Annotated in this window: 19 protein-coding genes and 1 tRNA gene; 18 read left to right on the plus strand and 2 right to left on the minus strand. The window is 60.1% G+C overall.

Translation table 11 applies throughout. The annotated features are described in order from the left end of the window. The first annotated feature begins 6 nt into the window (after nt 1-6). The 5 genes from NL123_RS05460 to NL123_RS05480 are packed head-to-tail and all read left to right on the plus strand — an operon-like array spanning nt 7 to nt 4,632. A complete protein-coding gene (locus NL123_RS05460) occupies nt 7-1,665 on the plus strand; it encodes a methyl-accepting chemotaxis protein (RefSeq protein ID WP_494357372.1) in 1,659 nt (552 codons plus the stop codon). A 39-nt stretch (nt 1,666-1,704) separates the two neighbouring features. Then, nucleotides 1,705-2,244, plus strand: coding sequence for a chemotaxis protein CheW (locus tag NL123_RS05465; RefSeq protein ID WP_058423387.1), 540 nt, complete (start codon nt 1,705-1,707; stop codon nt 2,242-2,244). Nucleotides 2,245-2,253: 9 nt separating this feature from the next. Next, nucleotides 2,254-3,063 carry a CheR family methyltransferase gene (locus tag NL123_RS05470; RefSeq protein ID WP_494357373.1) on the plus strand — a complete coding sequence of 270 codons (810 nt, stop codon included), beginning with the start codon at nt 2,254-2,256 and terminating at the stop codon, nt 3,061-3,063. Further along, nucleotides 3,060-3,593, plus strand: a complete 534-nt coding sequence (cheD, locus tag NL123_RS05475; RefSeq protein ID WP_058423385.1) for a chemoreceptor glutamine deamidase CheD — start codon at nt 3,060-3,062, stop codon at nt 3,591-3,593. Before NL123_RS05470 ends, cheD begins: the two co-directional genes overlap by 4 nt. Next, complete coding sequence (locus tag NL123_RS05480) at nt 3,556-4,632, plus strand: protein-glutamate methylesterase/protein-glutamine glutaminase (protein WP_494357374.1); 1,077 nt, start codon at nt 3,556-3,558, stop codon at nt 4,630-4,632. Before cheD ends, NL123_RS05480 begins: the two co-directional genes overlap by 38 nt. A 94-nt stretch (nt 4,633-4,726) precedes the next feature. On the opposite strand, the gene NL123_RS05485 is transcribed toward NL123_RS05480, so the two are convergent. After that, nucleotides 4,727-4,811, minus strand: a tRNA-Leu gene (locus NL123_RS05485). Nucleotides 4,812-4,919: 108 nt separating this feature from the next. Between NL123_RS05485 and queA the strand changes: the two genes are divergently transcribed. The 6 genes from queA (at nt 4,920) to NL123_RS05515 (ending at nt 10,996) form a co-directional block, all read left to right on the plus strand. Beyond that, a complete protein-coding gene (gene queA / locus NL123_RS05490) occupies nt 4,920-5,969 on the plus strand; it encodes a tRNA preQ1(34) S-adenosylmethionine ribosyltransferase-isomerase QueA (RefSeq protein ID WP_071489241.1) in 1,050 nt (349 codons plus the stop codon). Nucleotides 5,970-5,974: 5 nt separating this feature from the next. Next, nucleotides 5,975-7,090 (plus strand): tRNA guanosine(34) transglycosylase Tgt, encoded by a 1,116-nt coding sequence (tgt, locus tag NL123_RS05495; protein ID WP_003175976.1) that lies wholly within the window; start codon nt 5,975-5,977, stop codon nt 7,088-7,090. 43 nt (nt 7,091-7,133) lie between these two features. Then, a complete protein-coding gene (yajC, locus tag NL123_RS05500) occupies nt 7,134-7,472 on the plus strand; it encodes a preprotein translocase subunit YajC (protein WP_003175975.1) in 339 nt (112 codons plus the stop codon). 62 nt (nt 7,473-7,534) lie between these two features. Next, a complete protein-coding gene (secD, locus tag NL123_RS05505) occupies nt 7,535-9,406 on the plus strand; it encodes a protein translocase subunit SecD (protein ID WP_058423382.1) in 1,872 nt (623 codons plus the stop codon). A gap of 9 nt (nt 9,407-9,415) precedes the next feature. Then, the gene (secF, locus tag NL123_RS05510; RefSeq protein ID WP_248484214.1) at nt 9,416-10,330 is read left to right on the plus strand and encodes a protein translocase subunit SecF; all 915 of its coding nucleotides are present in this window, start codon (nt 9,416-9,418) and stop codon (nt 10,328-10,330) included. 123 nt (nt 10,331-10,453) lie between these two features. Beyond that, entirely contained in the window at nt 10,454-10,996 is a 543-nt protein-coding gene (locus NL123_RS05515; RefSeq protein WP_069078215.1) for a glycine zipper 2TM domain-containing protein, read from the plus strand. A gap of 51 nt (nt 10,997-11,047) precedes the next feature. Here the strand turns inward: NL123_RS05515 and suhB are convergent, their stop codons facing one another. Beyond that, nucleotides 11,048-11,863: a type III secretion system regulator SuhB gene (gene suhB, locus NL123_RS05520; RefSeq protein WP_003175971.1), complete on the minus strand. Its 816-nt coding sequence runs from the start codon at nt 11,861-11,863 to the stop codon at nt 11,048-11,050. A 145-nt stretch (nt 11,864-12,008) separates the two neighbouring features. Here suhB and trmJ point away from each other — a divergent pair, with 145 nt between their 5' ends. From trmJ to hscB, 7 genes are all read left to right on the plus strand, one after another. Continuing rightward, nucleotides 12,009-12,779, plus strand: a complete 771-nt coding sequence (gene trmJ / locus NL123_RS05525; protein WP_010207895.1) for a tRNA (cytosine(32)/uridine(32)-2'-O)-methyltransferase TrmJ — start codon at nt 12,009-12,011, stop codon at nt 12,777-12,779. Between the two features lie 2 nt (nt 12,780-12,781). Then, the gene (gene cysE, locus NL123_RS05530; RefSeq protein ID WP_494357375.1) at nt 12,782-13,564 is read left to right on the plus strand and encodes a serine O-acetyltransferase; all 783 of its coding nucleotides are present in this window, start codon (nt 12,782-12,784) and stop codon (nt 13,562-13,564) included. Nucleotides 13,565-13,867: 303 nt separating this feature from the next. Then, complete coding sequence (gene iscR / locus NL123_RS05535; RefSeq protein ID WP_003194020.1) at nt 13,868-14,359, plus strand: Fe-S cluster assembly transcriptional regulator IscR; 492 nt, start codon at nt 13,868-13,870, stop codon at nt 14,357-14,359. Nucleotides 14,360-14,409: 50 nt separating this feature from the next. Continuing rightward, on the plus strand, nt 14,410-15,624 hold the full coding sequence (locus tag NL123_RS05540) for an IscS subfamily cysteine desulfurase (protein WP_058423378.1): 1,215 nt from the start codon (nt 14,410-14,412) through the stop codon (nt 15,622-15,624). 99 nt (nt 15,625-15,723) lie between these two features. After that, nucleotides 15,724-16,110: a Fe-S cluster assembly scaffold IscU gene (gene iscU, locus NL123_RS05545; RefSeq protein WP_028617851.1), complete on the plus strand. Its 387-nt coding sequence runs from the start codon at nt 15,724-15,726 to the stop codon at nt 16,108-16,110. A 28-nt stretch (nt 16,111-16,138) separates the two neighbouring features. Continuing rightward, entirely contained in the window at nt 16,139-16,462 is a 324-nt protein-coding gene (gene iscA, locus NL123_RS05550) for an iron-sulfur cluster assembly protein IscA (protein WP_003175963.1), read from the plus strand. 8 nt (nt 16,463-16,470) lie between these two features. Further along, nucleotides 16,471-16,992, plus strand: a complete 522-nt coding sequence (gene hscB, locus NL123_RS05555; RefSeq protein WP_248484210.1) for a co-chaperone HscB — start codon at nt 16,471-16,473, stop codon at nt 16,990-16,992. Nucleotides 16,993-17,030: the final 38 nt, after the last annotated feature.

Below are 17,030 nucleotides of genomic sequence, written 5' to 3' on the forward strand. Positions count from 1 at the left end.
TCCCCGATGAAATGGTTCTACGATCTTAAAATTTCCACCAAGCTGATCAGCTCGTTCCTGGTGGTCCTGGCCCTCACCGGGGCCATGGGCGCCTTCGCTATCCTTCAGCTCGGTGCCGTCAACCAGGCCGCCCAGGACATCAAGGGCAACTGGATGCCCTCCATGCGTGCAGCCGCAGGCATGCGTTTTTTTGCCGCCAACTATCGCTTGAAAGAAAACCGCCACATCGGTACCGAGATTCCCGAAGAAAAGGCCCAGGCCGAACGCGAAGCCACCGAAGCGCGCCAGGAGTTCGAAACCCGCATGCAGACCTACGAGCAATTGCTGTCGAACGATGAAGATCGCCAACTCCTGCTCAGCGTGAAAAGCGCATGGGACGCCTACATTGCGAGCAGCAAGCAGGTCCTGGAGTTTTCCCGTCAGAACCAGGAAGCCCAGGCGCGCAGTTTGCTCCGGGGTGAATCCAAAGGGCATTTCGATGAGGTGACCAACCGCCTGCAGAAAATGGTCGAGCTCAATGACGCCGGCGCCACTGCCGCGGGTGACAAGGGCTCGGCGCTGTATGAAAGCTCACGCGTGTCGATCATCGCGGTACTGGCCGCATCCCTGCTGATCGGTCTGGGCCTGGCGATATTCATCGCGCGGATCATTTCCCGGCCGTTGCGCCAGGCGGCGAGCGCCGCCGAGCAATTGGCCGAAGGCAACCTTAATGCGCACATCGAGCCAGGTGGCAAAGATGAAACCGGCATGGTGCTCAACGCCATGCGCAACATGGTCGGCAAGCTGGCCCATATCATCGGCGAAGTGCGTAACGCCTCCGATAACCTCGCCAGCGCCTCCGAACAAGTCAGCGCCACCGCGCAATCGATGAGCCAGGCCACCAGTGAACAGGCAGCCAGTGTCGAGGAAACCAGTGCGTCGGTCGAGCAGATGAGCGCCAGCATCAATCAAAACACCGAAAACGCCAAGGTCACGGATGGCATGGCCAGCAAAGCGGCCAAGGAAGCCACCGAGGGCGGCGAATCGGTACAGCAGACGGTGGTGGCGATGAAGAAAATCGCCCAGCGCATCAGCATCATCGATGACATCGCCTACCAGACCAATCTGCTCGCGCTCAATGCCGCCATCGAGGCCGCTCGGGCCGGCGAGCACGGCAAGGGTTTCGCCGTGGTGGCCGCCGAAGTGCGCAAGCTGGCCGAACGCAGCCAGGTCGCCGCCCAGGAAATCGGCGAACTGTCTTCCAGCAGCGTGGAGATGGCCGAGAAAGCCGGCAAGTTGCTCGACGAAATGGTGCCTTCCATCAACAAGACGTCCGACCTGGTGCAGGAAATCAGCGCGGCGTCCGAAGAACAGGCCGCCGGCGTAGCGCAGATCAACACGGCGATGACCCAGCTCAACCAAGTGACCCAGCAAAACGCCTCGAGCAGTGAGGAACTGGCGGCCACGGCCGAAGAAATGAGCAGCCAGGCCGAGCAACTGCAACAGGCCATGAGTTTCTTCGTGCTGGATTCAGCGTCCAAGGCTGCGGTGCAAAGCACCGGCGTGGACAGCCCCGGCAGCACGCCCAACCGTCAACCGCCGCGCACCAAACCAACGCCGCCGCGCAAGGCGTTCGCCTACACCATGGCCAGTGCCCCGGACGAATCGGATTTCACCCGCTTCTGATCGCACGATCGATGCGGGCCTACAAGGGAGAGTAGTGACATGGGCGCAGTAATGACGACTCGGCAGACCGCAGTGGCGGTCGATGAGGATGCGCAGTACCTGACCTTCATGCTGGGCGGCGAAATGTTCGCCATCGGCATCCTGGGGATCAAGGAAATTATCGAATACGGCAGCCTGACCGTGGTGCCGATGATGCCCGCTTTCGTGCGCGGAGTGATCAACCTGCGCGGCGCAGTGGTGCCGGTGGTGGACTTGTCGGCGCGCTTTGGGCGGGCCAACTCGGCGATCACCCGGCGTTCCTGCGTGATCATCATCGAGGCGAGTACCGAGGACGGTCAGCCACAGGACATCGGGCTGCTGGTCGATACGGTATCTGCCGTGCAGGAGATCCCGGCCACGCAGATCGAACCGCCACCCAGCTTCGGTGCGCGCATTCGCGCCGATTTCATCAGTGGCATGGCCAAGGTCGAGGGCAAATTCGTGATCGTGCTGGAAGTGGACAAGGTGCTGTCCATCGACGAGATGTCCAGCCTGGCCGAGGCCGGCCAGGCGCCGGCCCCTGACCTCGACCTGCGTTGAGGCTCGATCATGTCAGACACCGTCTCCATCGACGATCATGAATTCGGTCAGTTCCAGACCTGGCTGTACCGGGCGGCCGGCATCAACCTGTCGCCCGCCAAGAAAGCCCTGGTGGCCGGGCGCCTGTTCAAGCGCCTCAAGCACTATGAGCTGCAGAGCTATGGTGAGTATTTCAGGCTGATCATGAATGACCAGCGCAAGGGCGAACTGCAGGTTGCGCTGGATTTGCTGACCACCAACGAAACCTATTTTTTTCGCGAGCCCAAGCACTTCGACTTCCTGCGTCAGCACGTGCTGCCCCAGGCCGCGCCGGGCCGGATGTTTCGCGTGTGGAGCGCGGCCAGTTCCACCGGCGAAGAGCCCTACAGCCTGGCGATGACCCTGGCCGAAAGCCTCGGCACCACGCCCTGGGAAGTGATCGGCTCGGACATCAGCTCCCAGGTACTGGCCAAGGCGCGCACGGGGCATTACTCAATGGAACGCATCGAGACATTGCCCCAGCCGCTGCTGGTCAAGTACTGCCTCAAGGGCATGGGGCGTCAGGAGGGCACCGTCCTGATCGACAAGGCCTTGCGCAACCGCGTCAATTTTATCCAGGTCAACCTTAACGAAGCGCTGCCGGCGCTGGGGGAGTTCGAGGTGATTTTCCTGCGCAACGTGATGATTTATTTCGATCAGCAGACCAAGAGCCAGGTGGTCGCGCGTCTGTTGCCGCTGCTTAAGCGTGGTGGCTATTTGATCATCAGTCACTCCGAAAGCCTCCACGGCGTCAATGACACCTTGAAGCTGGTGGCGCCGTCGATTTACCGCAAGCCATGAAAAAGCCCGTGGGTACGACCGAAGTGGTATTGGCGCCTGGCCAAGTCAGTTTTGCAACGCGGCCGACGCGCCTGCGGACCTTGCTCGGCTCATGCGTGGCGATCACCTTTTGGCATCCGCAGCGGCTGATCGGCGGCATGTGTCACTTCATGCTGCCGGGGCGCCTGCGCAACCATCAGCCCCTCGATGGCCGGTATGCCGACGAAGCACTGGAACTGCTGCTGCGCCACGCGCAAATCAATGGCACGCATGCACGGGATTACCAGGTCAAGTTGTTCGGTGGCGGCGAGATGTTTCCTGATCTGCAACGCCGCCTGCCGACGCAGGACGTGGCCAGCCTGAATATTCGCGCGGCGCTGGCCCTGGCCGAGCGTCATCACCTGCACCTGACCGCCCAGGACATGGGCAGTACCGGTTACCGCACGATCATGTTCGACCTGTGGAACGGCAACGTCTGGGTTCGGCACCAACCAATGGGAATACTTCAAGAAGATGCCTACCAAAAAAATCAGTGTGCTGCTGGTCGATGATTCGGCCGTGGTGCGCCAGGTACTGCTGGCGATTCTCAGCGATACGCCGGATATCCACGTCATGGGGGCGGCTTCCGACCCGATTTTCGCCATGGACAAACTGGCGCGGGAATGGCCGGACGTGATCGTGCTGGACGTCGAAATGCCGCGCATGGACGGCATCACGTTTCTCAAGAAAATCATGAGCGAGCGGCCGACGCCGGTGGTGATCTGCTCCTCGCTGACCCAGAAAGGCGCGGAAACCTCCCTGCAGGCGCTGTCGGCGGGCGCTGTGGAAATCATCACCAAGCCCTCAACCGGCCTGAAGAGTTTCCTGATTGAGTCGGCGGCCGAGTTGGTGGCAGCGATCCGGGCCGCAGCGAACTCCAACGTCAAGAACCTGGGAAAGCGCAGCGTCAGCCCGCCATTGACCCCGGCCAGCAAGCTCAGTGCCGATGCGATCCTGCCAGCCGGCAATGGCCACGCCATGGCCCAGACCACCGAGCGTATCGTCGCCATCGGCACCTCCACCGGCGGCACCCAAGCGCTGGAAGCCGTGCTGACGGCACTGCCGCGCGTGTGCCCAGGTATGGTTATCGTGCAGCACATGCCCGAGAAGTTCACCGCTTCGTTCGCCGAGCGCCTCAACAGCGTATGCGCGATCGAGGTGCGTGAAGCGCGCAACAACGACCGTATCCTGCCCGGCCTGGCCCTGATCGCACCCGGCGGCAAGCACCTGATGGTCAACCGCAGCGGCGCCTATTACCACGCTCAGGTGATCGATGGACCGCTGGTCAACCGCCATCGACCCTCCGTGGATGTGCTATTTCGCTCGGTGGCCCGCTACGCCGGCAGGAATGCCACCGGAATCATCATGACCGGCATGGGCGACGACGGCGCGCGCGGGCTCAAGGAAATGCTTGAGGCCGGGGCCGCGACAGTCGCCCAGGATGAAGCCAGTTGCGTGGTGTTCGGCATGCCCAAGGAAGCCATCAAACTCAACGCCGCTCAGCGCATCATGGCGCTGGAGGATATTTATCGGGCGATCTTGCATAAGTGAGGGGGAGTGGGAGGGGGAAGGGAGTTGTTGCGTCGACAAACCACTTTTCTACAGACGAAAAAAAAGACCTTGAATTTCAAGGTCTTTTTTAAGATGGTGCCCCGAGGGAGACTCGAACTCCCACTCCTTTCGAAAACGGATTTTGAATCCGCCGCGTCTACCAATTCCGCCATCAGGGCTCAATGGCGGCGAAGTATAGAGAGGTGATTACCGTTGGTCAATCACGTTTCATGGTCAATTTTGACTATTTCCGCTAGACTTCCCGGCCCTGCTAGACGAACCCCATCATGCGCGTTGCTGACTTTACTTTTGAGCTCCCTGATTCGCTGATCGCTCGCCACCCTTTGGCCGAGCGTCGCGCCAGTCGACTGCTGACCCTGGACGGGGTGAGCGGTGCCCTCGCACACCGTCAATTCACTGATTTGCTTGAGCATTTGCGCCCAGGCGACTTGATGGTGTTCAACAATACCCGGGTGATTCCGGCGCGGCTGTTTGGCCAGAAAGCCTCTGGCGGCAAGCTGGAAATCCTGGTGGAGCGGGTGCTGGACAGCCATCGCGTGCTGGCCCATGTGCGCTCCAGCAAGTCGCCGAAACCGGGCTCTTCCATCCTCATTGATGGCGGTGGCGAAGCCGAGATGGTGGCGCGCCATGATGCGCTGTTCGAGCTCAAGTTCGCCGAAGAGGTGTTGCCGCTGCTGGAGCGTGTCGGCCATATGCCGTTGCCTCCTTATATAGACCGCCCCGACGAAGACTCGGACCGCGAGCGCTATCAGACGGTGTACTCCCAACGCCTGGGCGCCGTTGCCGCGCCGACGGCCGGGTTGCATTTCGACCAGCCGCTGCTGGATGCGATTGCGGCCAAGGGCGTCGAAACCGCCTATGTGACCCTGCACGTGGGGGCCGGGACGTTTCAGCCGGTGCGTGTGGATAACATCGAAGACCACCATATGCACAGCGAATGGCTGGAAGTCAGCCAGGACGTCGTGGATGCCGTGGCTGCGTGCAAGGCGCGGGGCGGGCGGGTGATCGCGGTCGGCACCACCAGCGTGCGCTCCCTGGAGAGTGCGGCGCGTGATGGCGTGCTCAAGCCGTTCAGCGGCGATACCGATATCTTTATCTACCCAGGTCGGCCGTTCCATGTGGTCGATTGCCTGGTCACCAACTTCCATTTGCCGGAATCCACGCTGTTGATGCTGGTGTCGGCATTTGCCGGTTACCCCGAGACCATGGCCGCTTATCAAGCCGCCATCGACAATGGGTACCGTTTTTTCAGCTACGGTGATGCGATGTTTATCACCCGTAACCCGGCGCCACGCGGCCCAGAGGAACAACTATGAGTCGTATGTCGTTTGAATTGCTCGCCACCGACGGTAAAGCCCGTCGTGGTCGCCTGACTTTCCCGCGCGGCACCGTCGAGACCCCGGCCTTCATGCCCGTGGGCACCTACGGCACCGTCAAGGGCATGCTGCCGCGTGACATCGTCGCCACCGGCGCCGAGATCATCCTCGGCAACACCTTCCACCTGTGGCTGCGCCCGGGCACGGAAGTGATCAAGAAGCACGGCGACCTGCATGACTTCATGAAGTGGCAGGGCCCTATCCTGACCGACTCGGGTGGTTTCCAGGTGTTCAGCCTGGGTGCCATGCGCAAGATCAAGGAAGAGGGCGTGACCTTCGCCTCGCCGGTGGACGGTTCCAAGGTATTCATGGGCCCGGAAGAGTCGATGCAGGTGCAGCGTGACCTGGGTTCCGACATCGTAATGATTTTCGATGAGTGCACGCCGTACCCGGCCGATGAAGACGTCGCGCGGATTTCCATGGAGTTGTCGCTGCGTTGGGCCCAGCGCTCGAAGAACGCCCATGGCGACAATACGGCGGCGCTGTTCGGGATCGTCCAGGGCGGTATGCATGAAAGCCTGCGCAAACGCTCGCTCGAAGGTCTCGACAAGATCGGTTTTGACGGCCTTGCCATCGGCGGTCTGTCGGTGGGCGAGCCCAAGCACGAGATGATCAAGGTACTGGATTACCTGCCGGGCCTGATGCCGGCTGACAAACCTCGTTACCTTATGGGCGTTGGCAAACCGGAAGATCTCGTAGAGGGTGTGCGCCGCGGTGTGGACATGTTCGATTGCGTGATGCCAACCCGTAATGCCCGCAATGGGCATCTGTTCATCGATACAGGCGTGCTGAAGATCCGTAACGCGTTCCATCGCCATGATGATTCGCCGCTGGATCCCACCTGTGACTGCTACACCTGCCAGAACTTCTCCCGTGCTTATCTGCACCATCTGGACAAGTGTGGGGAAATGCTGGGTAGCATGTTGAATACCATCCACAATTTGCGTCACTACCAAGTCCTGATGGCTGGTTTGCGCGAGGCTATTCAACAGGGTACATTGGCCGCCTTCGTCGATGCCTTCTATGCCAAGCGCGGGCTCCCTGTGCCGCCCTTGGACTGAGTTTTCCGACCCTAAGATTCACTATTTGCAACTGGAGTGCTAAATGAGCTTTTTTATCTCTAACGCCATGGCTGATGCCGCTGCGCCTGCCGCTGCCGGTCCTATGGGCGGTGGTTTCGAGTGGATTTTTCTGGTCGGCTTCCTGGTCATCTTCTACCTGATGATCTGGCGTCCACAGGCCAAGCGCGCGAAAGAGCAGAAAAACCTGCTCGGCAGCCTGCAAAAAGGCGACGAAGTGGTGACCACTGGCGGTATCGCCGGCAAGATCACCAAGGTTTCCGATGCTTTCGTGGTCCTGGAAGTCTCCGACACCGTAGAAATGAAGTTCCAGAAGGGCGCCATCGCCGCCACGCTGCCAAAAGGCACGCTCAAAGCGATCTGAGTAACAACCTTTACCAATCGACGGGGCGCGCAAGGCGCCCCGCGTTATAAGCGGGCGGCGTGATGCTGAACAAATACCCTCTGTGGAAATACGTACTGATCCTGGCGGTGCTGGCGATCGGTTTTATTTATTCCGCTCCCAATCTTTATCCTGATGACCCGGCGATCCAGATCACTGGCGCCAGCACTTCGCTGCAGGTCAATCAGGCCGATCTGGACCGTGCGAGCAAAGCGCTCACTGATGCGGGGATCCAGGTCAAGGCGGCAACATTGGCGGCGGGTGCCAAAGGCGGCTTGTTGCGCCTGACCAAGGCAGAAGACCAATTGCCGGCCAAGGACGTCGTACGCAAGGCCATGGGTGATGACTATGTAGTCGCGCTCAATCTGGCACAGACCACGCCACAATGGCTGCGCAGCATTGGCGCGCACCCGATGAAGCTGGGCCTGGACTTGTCCGGTGGTGTGCACTTCCTGCTGGAAGTCGACATGGACAAAGCCCTCGACGCTCGCCTGAAAGTCTACGAAGGCGACGTGAAGAGCCTGCTGCGCAAAGAGAAGCTGCGCTATCGCAGCCTGCCGCAGTTCAACGGTGCCATCCAGCTGGGTTTCTCTGACGAAGCGTCCCGCGAACAGGCCCGTGCGCTGGTCCGCAAGAACTTCAACGATTTCGACATCGTACCGGCCGACCTCAATGGTCAGCCTGTACTGCGCCTGGCGATGACGCCGGCCAAGATCGCGGAAATCCGTGAATACTCCATCAAGCAGAACTTGACCACGGTGCGTAACCGCGTCAACGAGCTGGGTGTAGCCGAGCCGATCGTCCAGCGCCAGGGCGCCAACCGCATCGTGGTTGAGCTGCCGGGCGTGCAGGACACGGCTGAAGCCAAGCGTATCCTGGGCAAGACGGCCAACCTGGAATTCCGTCTGGCGGCCGAGCCGGGTGCTACCCGCGCCACGGCCGAAGAGTTCGAATTCCGCGAAGGCAACCGTCCTCCTGCATTGATCGAGCGTGGCTTGATCATCACCGGTGACCAGGTCACCGACGCCAAGGCCGGTTTCGATTCGCAGCACGGTACGCCTGAAGTGAACATCCGTCTGGATGGCCATGGCGGCGACCTGATGAGCCGCGCCACGCGCAGCAACGTCGGTCGCAGCATGGCGGTGATCTTCATCGAGCAGCGCCCGGTCACCACTTACACCAAGCAAATGGTCGACGGCGTCGAGAAAGACGTACCGGTCCAGACCTTCAAGGAAGAGAAGAAGATCATCAGCCTGGCGACCATCCAGTCGCCGCTGGGGGCTCAATTCCGTATCACCGGCCTGAACGGCCAGGGTGAATCGTCTGAGCTGGCCCTGTTGCTGCGTGCCGGTGGCCTGGCGGCGCCGATGTACTTCGCTGAAGAGCGTACCATCGGCCCGAGCCTGGGTGCCGACAACATCACCAAGGGTATCGATGCAGCCTTGTGGGGCATGCTGTTCGTGTCGCTGTTCATCATCGCCATCTATCGCTTCTTTGGCATCATCGCCACCGTGGCCCTGGCGGGCAACATGGTGATGCTGCTGGCCCTGATGTCGCTGCTGGGCGCTACACTGACCCTGCCAGGTATCGCCGGTATCGTACTCACCATGGGTATGGCGGTAGACGCCAACGTACTGATCTTCTCGCGGATCCGTGAAGAGATCGCGGCAGGCATGACCGTACAGCGTGCAATCAACGAAGGCTTCGGCCGGGCATTTACCGCGATTCTCGACTCCAACCTGACCACGTTGCTGGTCGGCGGGATTCTCTTTGCCATGGGCACAGGCCCCGTCAAAGGTTTTGCGGTGACCATGTCCCTGGGTATCTTTACCTCGATGTTCACGGCCATCATGGTGACCCGCGCAATGGTCAACCTGATCTTTGGCGGGCGTGACTTCAAGAAGTTGTGGATTTAAGGGGCTGCCATGTTACGTACAATCAACTTCATGGGCGTTCGCAACATTGCGTTCGGCGTCACCGTGCTCCTTACCGTTCTGGCGTTGTTCAGCTGGTTCCATAAGGGCCTGAACTACGGTCTGGACTTTACCGGCGGTACGCTCATCGAGCTGACCTACGAGAAGCCTGCCGACGTTACCCTGGTGCGCAACGAGCTGGTCAAGGCCGGCTATCACGAAGCCATCGTGCAGAGCTTCGGTGCGACCACCGACCTGCTGGTGCGTATGCCGGGCGAAGACCCGCAACTGGGTCACCAGGTGGCGGAGGCCTTGCAGAAGGTCGGCGGCGACAACCCGGCATCGGTCAAGCGCGTCGAGTTCGTCGGCCCGCAAGTCGGTGAAGAACTGCGCGACCAGGGCGGCCTCGGCATGCTGATGGCGCTGGTCGGCATCATGATCTACCTGGCGTTCCGCTTTCAGTGGAAGTTCGGTGTCGGCGCGATTGTGTCGCTGATCCACGACGTGATCGTGACCGTGGGTATCCTGGCGTACTTCCAGGTGACCTTCGACCTGACCGTACTGGCGGCTGTGCTGGCGATCATCGGTTACTCGCTCAACGACACCATCGTGGTATTCGACCGGGTTCGCGAGAACTTCCGTGTACTGCGCAAGGCCTCGCTGATCGAGAACATTAACATCTCCACCACCCAGACCCTGCTGCGCACCATGGCGACGTCGATCTCCACGTTGCTGGCGATTGCGGCGCTGATGATCTTCGGCGGCGACAACCTGTGGGGTTTCTCCCTGGCGTTGTTCATCGGCGTGCTGGCGGGTACCTACTCGTCGATCTATATCGCCAACGTGGTGCTGATCTGGCTGAACCTCAACAGCGAAGATCTGATCCCTCCTGCGGCTACTGGCAAGGAGGTTGACGACCGCCCTTGATGGGCGCTTGTTGATCCGCTGTTACAAAGAAGGCACGAGTATTGAACTCGTGCCTTTTTTTTTGCTCCAAGGCTGGGTATAGCGCGGATCTTTCGATCCGTTTGTGATGGTCAGGAGGTTCACGTGAACAAGTCGTTACTGGTTGGTGCGGTATTGGGTGCTGTCGGTGTGACTGCCGGGGGTGCTGTTGCCACCTACAGCCTGGTAAAAAGCGGCCCTGAGTATGCGCAAGTGCTGGCAGTGCAGCCGGTGAAAACCCAGATCAAAACCCCGCGCGAGGTCTGCAAGGACGTGGCCGTGACCCGGCAGAAGCCGGTGCAGGATCAGCATCAGATCGTCGGCACCGTGGTTGGTGCGCTGGCCGGTGGCCTGCTCGGCAACCAGGTGGGTGGCGGTAATGGCAAGAAACTGGCTACCGTAGCCGGTGCTGTCGGCGGTGGTTACGCTGGTAACAAGGTTCAGGAAGGCATGCAGAACCGCGATACCTATACCACCACGCAAACTCGTTGTAACACCGTCAACGACATCAGCGACAAAGTGGTCGGCTATGACGTGCGTTACAACCTGGATGGCAAGGAAGGCACGGTGCGTATGGATCGTGATCCAGGTGGCCAGATCCCGGTCGACAAAGAAGGTCGTCTGGTCCTGGGTCAGAACCAGCAGTAATCCCAGGCATAAAAAAAGCACCCCTCGGGGTGCTTTTTTGTGCTCGCTCGCTTAACGCTTCAGCGAAGCCGGCAGGTGCGGCTGGATCGCCGTCAATACTGCCTTGAAGCATTTGGTGTTGCCGGCAACCACGTGACCTTTCTCAAGGAAGTCATGACCGCCGGTGAAGTCGCTCACCAAGCCGCCCGCTTCCTGGATCAGTAGGGCGCCTGCCGCCATGTCCCACTCGGACAGGCCCGACTCCCAGAACGCATCAAAACGACCGGCGGCCACGTAGGCCAGGTCCAGGCTTGCTGCGCCAGCGCGACGGATGCCGGCGGTCTGGCCAACCAAGGCGCGGAACATGCCCAGGTAGTTTTCCAGGTTGTCCATCTGGTCGTCACGGAACGGGAAGCCGGTACCCAGCAGGGCGCCGTCCAGGCTGGTACGACCGCTGACACGCAGGCGACGACCGTTCAATTGGGCGCCACGGCCACGGCTGGCGGTGAATTCTTCCTGGCGGACCGGGTCCAGAACAACGGCGTGTTCCAGGCGGCCACGGTATTTGCACGCGATGCTCACGGCAAAGTGCGGGATACCGCGCAGGAAGTTGGTGGTGCCATCCAGTGGGTCGATGATCCACAGGTAGTCTTCGCCTTCACCGCTGCCTTTGTGCAGGCCGGTTTCTTCACCGAGGATGCCGTGGGTAGGGTAGGCCTTGCGCAGGGCGTCGATAATTTTCTGTTCGGCGGCGCGATCCACCTCGGATACGTAATCCTTGGCGTCTTTTTCGTCGACCTTGATGGTATCCAGGCGCTCGATGGAGCGGAAGATCAATTCACTGGCGCTGCGGGCGGCGCGCAGCGCGATATTCAGCATGGGCTGCATGGATGTGTCACCTAAGGTTGTTAAAGAAAGCCGAGCATTCTAGCAGAAACTTTCTTCAGGTGAAGGACGACGTTAGCTTTCATGGCATAACCTTAGGCTGTTCTGTAAGATTTGCTCCCCTTTCCCGTGTCCGAGAGCGCCTCCCTTGCTGCAAAACATTCGTGTCGTCTTGGTCAATACCAGTCATCCCGGCAACATCGGCGGGGTGGCGCGAGCCATGAAAAACATGGGGCTGACGCGCCTGGTGCTGGTCGAACCACGCGTGTTCCCGCATCACGAGGCCGATGCCCGCGCATCCGGTGCCAATGACCTGCTTGAAAAAGCCCAGGTCGTCGCCACCTTGGAAGACGCTTTGGTCGGCTGCAACCTGGTGCTCGGTACCAGTGCCCGCGACCGTCGCATCCCCTGGCCATTGCTGGATCCTCGTGAGTGCGGCACCAAGGTGGTGGAAGAGGCCGCCGGTGGCGCTGAAATCGCCTTGGTGTTTGGTCGTGAAGACTCCGGCCTCACCAATGAAGAGCTGCAGCGATGTCACTACCACGTGCACATCCCATCAGACCCTGAATTCAGCTCGCTGAACCTCGGGGCAGCGGTGCAGGTGTTGACTTACGAAGTGCGCATGGCCTGGCTGGCCGCTGCTGGTCAGCCAAGCAAGGTAGAGAAGGAAGAGGTTGCCTCGACCAAAAGTGGCGAGTTGGCCACCATGGACGAGCTGGAACGGTTCTATGAACACCTGGAGCAAACCCTGGTGGCCATCGAGTTCCTCGATCCGGAAAAACCACGGCACTTGATGGCGCGCCTGCGTCGCCTTTACGGACGCAGCTCGGTCAGCCGGGCAGAAATGAATATATTGCGTGGCATCCTCACGGAAACCCAGAAGGCGGCCCGTGGCGAGCTTCTTAAACGGAAGGATTAAAAATGTTCGAGCGTTTGCGAGAAGATATCCAGAGTGTTTTCCACCGTGACCCGGCGGCGCGCAATGCCTTTGAAGTGCTCACCTGCTACCCGGGCATGCACGCCATCTGGATCCATCGCCTGTCCGGCACCTTGTGGGGCATGGGCTGGAAATGGCTGGCGCGGCTGGTGTCGAACTTCGGTCGCTGGTTGACCGGGATCGAGATTCATCCGGGTGCCAAAGTCGGGCGCCGTTTCTTTATCGACCACGGCATGGGCATCGTGATTGGTGAGACCGCCGAAATTGGTGATGACGTCACCCTTTATCAGGGCGTGACCCTGGGCGGCACCAGCTGGAACAAAGGCAAGCGGCACCCCACGCTGGGTGATGGCGTGGTGGTGGGGGCGGGCGCCAAGGTGCTCGGCCCTTTCACTGTCGGCGCGGGTGCCAAGGTCGGTTCCAATGCTGTCGTGACCAAGGCTGTGCCTCCAGGTGCGACCGTTGTCGGTATTCCAGGCCGGATCATCGTCAAGCCGGAAGCCGGCGACGAGCAGGAGGCCAAGCGCAAGGCCATGGCCGAGAAAATCGGTTTTGATGCCTACGGTGTCAGCGAAGATATGCCCGACCCGGTGGCACGCGCTATCGGCCAGTTGCTCGACCATCTGCAGGCGGTGGACGGCAAGTTGGAGGGTATGTGTGGTGCGCTGAAGGATCTGGGTAGCCCGTATTGCGCCAAGGATCTGCCTGAGTTGCGCGAAGAGGACTTCGCCGAAATCAAGGACGAAGCCGCCACCAAGGTCGGCTGAGGCCTCGCGACCAATGCAGCTCAAATGTGGGAGGGGGCTTGCCCCCGATGACAGTGGGTCAGTCGATGCATTCTTCAGCTGTCAGACTGCTATCTGTAGCAAGCCCCCTCCCACATGTTGACCTCCGTTGATCCAGCAATCTCCATCCGGCCCTGTTCCCGCTGTTCGTCCCCACCCCATCCTGCTATGATTCGCGCGCCCTTTTTACGGGTAATCCTGACTAAAGTACTAGGTCTTATAGTTGACTTAAATACTCGGGAATCGCATACTTGCTCCCATTCTGAAACACCTTGGTACTTGTCCATGAGACTGACTACAAAAGGCCGATACGCGGTGACCGCCATGCTCGACTTGGCTTTGCACGCGCAAACTGGGCCGGTGTCCCTGGCCGATATCTCTGAGCGCCAAGGCATTTCCCTGTCCTATCTCGAGCAACTGTTCGCCAAATTGCGTCGCAGCAACCTGGTGTCCAGTGTGCGTGGGCCGGGTGGTGGCTATCAGTTGTCCCGTGACATGCAGGGCATTCAGGTCGCCCAGGTGATCGACGCGGTCAACGAATCCGTCGACGCCACCAAATGCCAGGGGCTGGGTGATTGCCACGCCGGCGACACCTGCCTCACGCACCACTTGTGGTGTGACTTGAGCCTGCAGATCCATGAGTTTTTGAGTGGTATCAGCTTGGCTGATCTTGTGACTCGCCGTGAGGTGCAAGAAGTAGCCCAGCGTCAGGACCAGCGCCGTTGCAACACCAAGGCGCCGCGTCTGGACAAGATCGAAGCGTCCGCCGTCGAGTGACAGCCGAAGAGCTAACGGCACGCCAGCCAGCCTGATTTAGGAGAAAGTCCATGAAATTGCCGATTTACCTTGATTACTCAGCGACCACCCCGGTTGATCCGCGTGTCGCGCAAAAGATGAGCGAATGCCTGCTGGTTGACGGAAACTTCGGCAACCCGGCCTCCCGTTCCCACGTATTCGGCTGGAAAGCCGAGGAAGCGGTCGAGAACGCTCGTCGCCAGGTGGCAGACCTGGTTGGCGCAGATCCGCGTGAAATCGTCTGGACCTCCGGTGCCACCGAGTCCGACAACCTGGCTATCAAGGGCGCGGCGCATTTCTACGCGACCAAGGGCAAGCACCTGATCACCACCAAGATTGAGCACAAGGCTGTCCTCGACACCATGCGCCAACTGGAGCGTGAAGGTTTCGAGGTTACCTACCTCGAGCCGACCACCGACGGTATCGTCACCCCGGCCATGATCGAAGCCGCGCTGCGTGAAGACACCATCCTGGTTTCCGTGATCCACGTGAACAACGAAATCGGCACCATCAACGACATCGCGGCCATCGGCGAGCTGACCCGTTCCAAGGGCATCCTGCTGCACGTCGACGCTGCCCAGTCCACCGGCAAGGTCGACATCGACCTGTCGAAGCTGAAAGTCGACCTGATGTCGTTCTCGGCCCACAAAACCTATGGCCCTAAAGGCATTGGCGCCCTGTACGTGAGCCGCAAGCCACGTGTGCGCATCGAAGCCACCATGCACGGCGGCGGTCACGAGCGCGGCATGCGTTCGGGTACCTTGGCGACCCACCAGATCGTCGGCATGGGCGAAGCCTTCCGCGTGGCCAAGGAAGACATGGCTGCCGAAAACGTGCGCATCAAAGCGCTGAGCGACCGCTTCTACAAGCAGGTCGAAGGCCTTGAAGAGCTGTACATCAACGGCAGCATGACCGCCCGTGTACCGCACAACCTGAATTTGAGCTTCAACTATGTCGAAGGCGAGTCGCTGATCATGGCGCTCAAGGACCTGGCGGTTTCGTCCGGTTCGGCCTGCACCTCGGCGTCCCTTGAGCCTTCGTACGTACTGCGCGCACTGGGCCGCAACGACGAACTGGCACACAGCTCGATCCGCTTTACGTTCGGCCGTTTCACCACCGAAGAGCAAGTCGACTACGCCGCGCAGAAAGTCTGCGAAGCCGTCAACAAGCTGCGCGTCCTGTCGCCGCTGTGGGACATGTACAAAGACGGTGTCGATATTTCCAAGATCGAGTGGGCGGCACACTAACTATAGAAGCCGCCACCCCAGCTCTGTAGGAACGTGGCGGAAAACGCAGGCGTTTCTACAGGGTTCCAGAGCGGCCCTGATGAGTGAGGATTCAGTACCATGGCTTACAGCGAAAAGGTCATCGACCACTACGAAAACCCGCGCAACGTCGGCAAGATGGACGCGGAAGACCCTGATGTCGGCACCGGCATGGTCGGCGCTCCGGCGTGCGGCGATGTGATGCGCCTGCAGATCAAGGTCAACGACGCTGGCGTTATCGAAGACGCCAAGTTCAAGACCTACGGCTGCGGTTCGGCCATCGCTTCCAGTTCGCTGGCGACCGAATGGATGAAAGGCAAGACCCTGGATGAGGCTGTCACCATCAGCAACACCCAGCTGGCCGAAGAACTGGCCCTGCCGCCCGTGAAAATCCACTGCTCGGTACTCGCAGAAGACGCCATCAAGGCGGCCGTTCGCGACTACAAGCAGAAGAAAGGCTTGATCTAAGCATTTGGCGACGAGTAAGGAGTCAATGATGGCTATCAGCATGACAGAAGCGGCTGCGCAGCACATTCGCCGCTCCCTGAATGGGCGCGGTAAAGGTGAGGGGATTCGTCTGGGTGTTCGCACCACGGGCTGTTCCGGCCTTGCCTACGTGCTGGAGTTTGTCGACGAGGTGGTTGCGGAAGACCAGGTGTTCGAAAGTCACGGCGAAAAAGTGATTATCGACCCTAAAAGCCTGACCTACCTGGACGGCACCGAGCTCGATTTCGTCAAGGAAGGGTTGAACGAAGGCTTCAAGTTCAACAACCCCAACGTACGCGGTGAATGTGGCTGCGGCGAAAGCTTCAACATCTGAGGCTATTCGTGGGTACTCCTTGTCATTTCGCTTTATTCGAGCTGCAGCCGAGCTTTCGGCTGGACCTTGAGCAACTTGCCACGCGCTACCGAGAATTGGCGCGTGGCGTGCATCCGGACCGCTTCGCTGACGCTTCCGAGCGTGAGCAACGTCTGGCGCTGGAGCAATCGGCCAGCCTCAACGAAGCCTATCAGACGCTCAGAAGCCCCCCGAAACGCGCGCGCTACCTGCTCGCGATGAACGGTGGTGAGTTGCCGCTGGAAGTTACGGTGCACGATCCGGACTTCCTGATGCAACAGATGCAATGGCGCGAAGAACTCGAAGACTTGCAGGACGAAGCCGATCTGGCCGGTGTCGCAATCTTCAAGCGTCGTCTGAAAACGGCCCAGGATGAGCTCAACGAAAGCTTCGCAGCCTGTTGGAATGACGCAGCGCAGCGCGAACAGGCCGAACGCCTGATGCGGCGCATGCAGTTCCTCGACAAGCTCACCTACGAAGTGCGCCAGCTAGAAGAGCGCCTCGACGATTAACCCAGTGTGCTGCCCGTGATGCACGCCTGATAGACAGA

This window comes from Pseudomonas sp. FBCC-B1565 (assembly GCF_059133265.1).

Coding starts and splice junctions, on each gene's coding strand:
- NL123_RS05465 (WP_058423387.1), top strand. CDS start 1,705: ATGGGCGCAGTAATGACGACTCGGCAGACCGCAGTGGCGGTCGATGAG.
- NL123_RS05480 (WP_494357374.1), top strand. CDS start 3,556: ATGCCTACCAAAAAAATCAGTGTGCTGCTGGTCGATGATTCGGCCGTG.
- tgt (WP_003175976.1), top strand. CDS start 5,975: ATGTCGTTTGAATTGCTCGCCACCGACGGTAAAGCCCGTCGTGGTCGC.
- NL123_RS05460 (WP_494357372.1), top strand. CDS start 7: ATGAAATGGTTCTACGATCTTAAAATTTCCACCAAGCTGATCAGCTCG.
- secF (WP_248484214.1), top strand. CDS start 9,416: ATGTTACGTACAATCAACTTCATGGGCGTTCGCAACATTGCGTTCGGC.
- cysE (WP_494357375.1), top strand. CDS start 12,782: ATGTTCGAGCGTTTGCGAGAAGATATCCAGAGTGTTTTCCACCGTGAC.
- NL123_RS05470 (WP_494357373.1), top strand. CDS start 2,254: ATGTCAGACACCGTCTCCATCGACGATCATGAATTCGGTCAGTTCCAG.
- suhB (WP_003175971.1), bottom strand. CDS start 11,863: ATGCAGCCCATGCTGAATATCGCGCTGCGCGCCGCCCGCAGCGCCAGT.
- queA (WP_071489241.1), top strand. CDS start 4,920: ATGCGCGTTGCTGACTTTACTTTTGAGCTCCCTGATTCGCTGATCGCT.
- iscR (WP_003194020.1), top strand. CDS start 13,868: ATGAGACTGACTACAAAAGGCCGATACGCGGTGACCGCCATGCTCGAC.
- yajC (WP_003175975.1), top strand. CDS start 7,134: ATGAGCTTTTTTATCTCTAACGCCATGGCTGATGCCGCTGCGCCTGCC.
- iscA (WP_003175963.1), top strand. CDS start 16,139: ATGGCTATCAGCATGACAGAAGCGGCTGCGCAGCACATTCGCCGCTCC.
- NL123_RS05540 (WP_058423378.1), top strand. CDS start 14,410: ATGAAATTGCCGATTTACCTTGATTACTCAGCGACCACCCCGGTTGAT.
- iscU (WP_028617851.1), top strand. CDS start 15,724: ATGGCTTACAGCGAAAAGGTCATCGACCACTACGAAAACCCGCGCAAC.
- cheD (WP_058423385.1), top strand. CDS start 3,060: ATGAAAAAGCCCGTGGGTACGACCGAAGTGGTATTGGCGCCTGGCCAA.
- secD (WP_058423382.1), top strand. CDS start 7,535: ATGCTGAACAAATACCCTCTGTGGAAATACGTACTGATCCTGGCGGTG.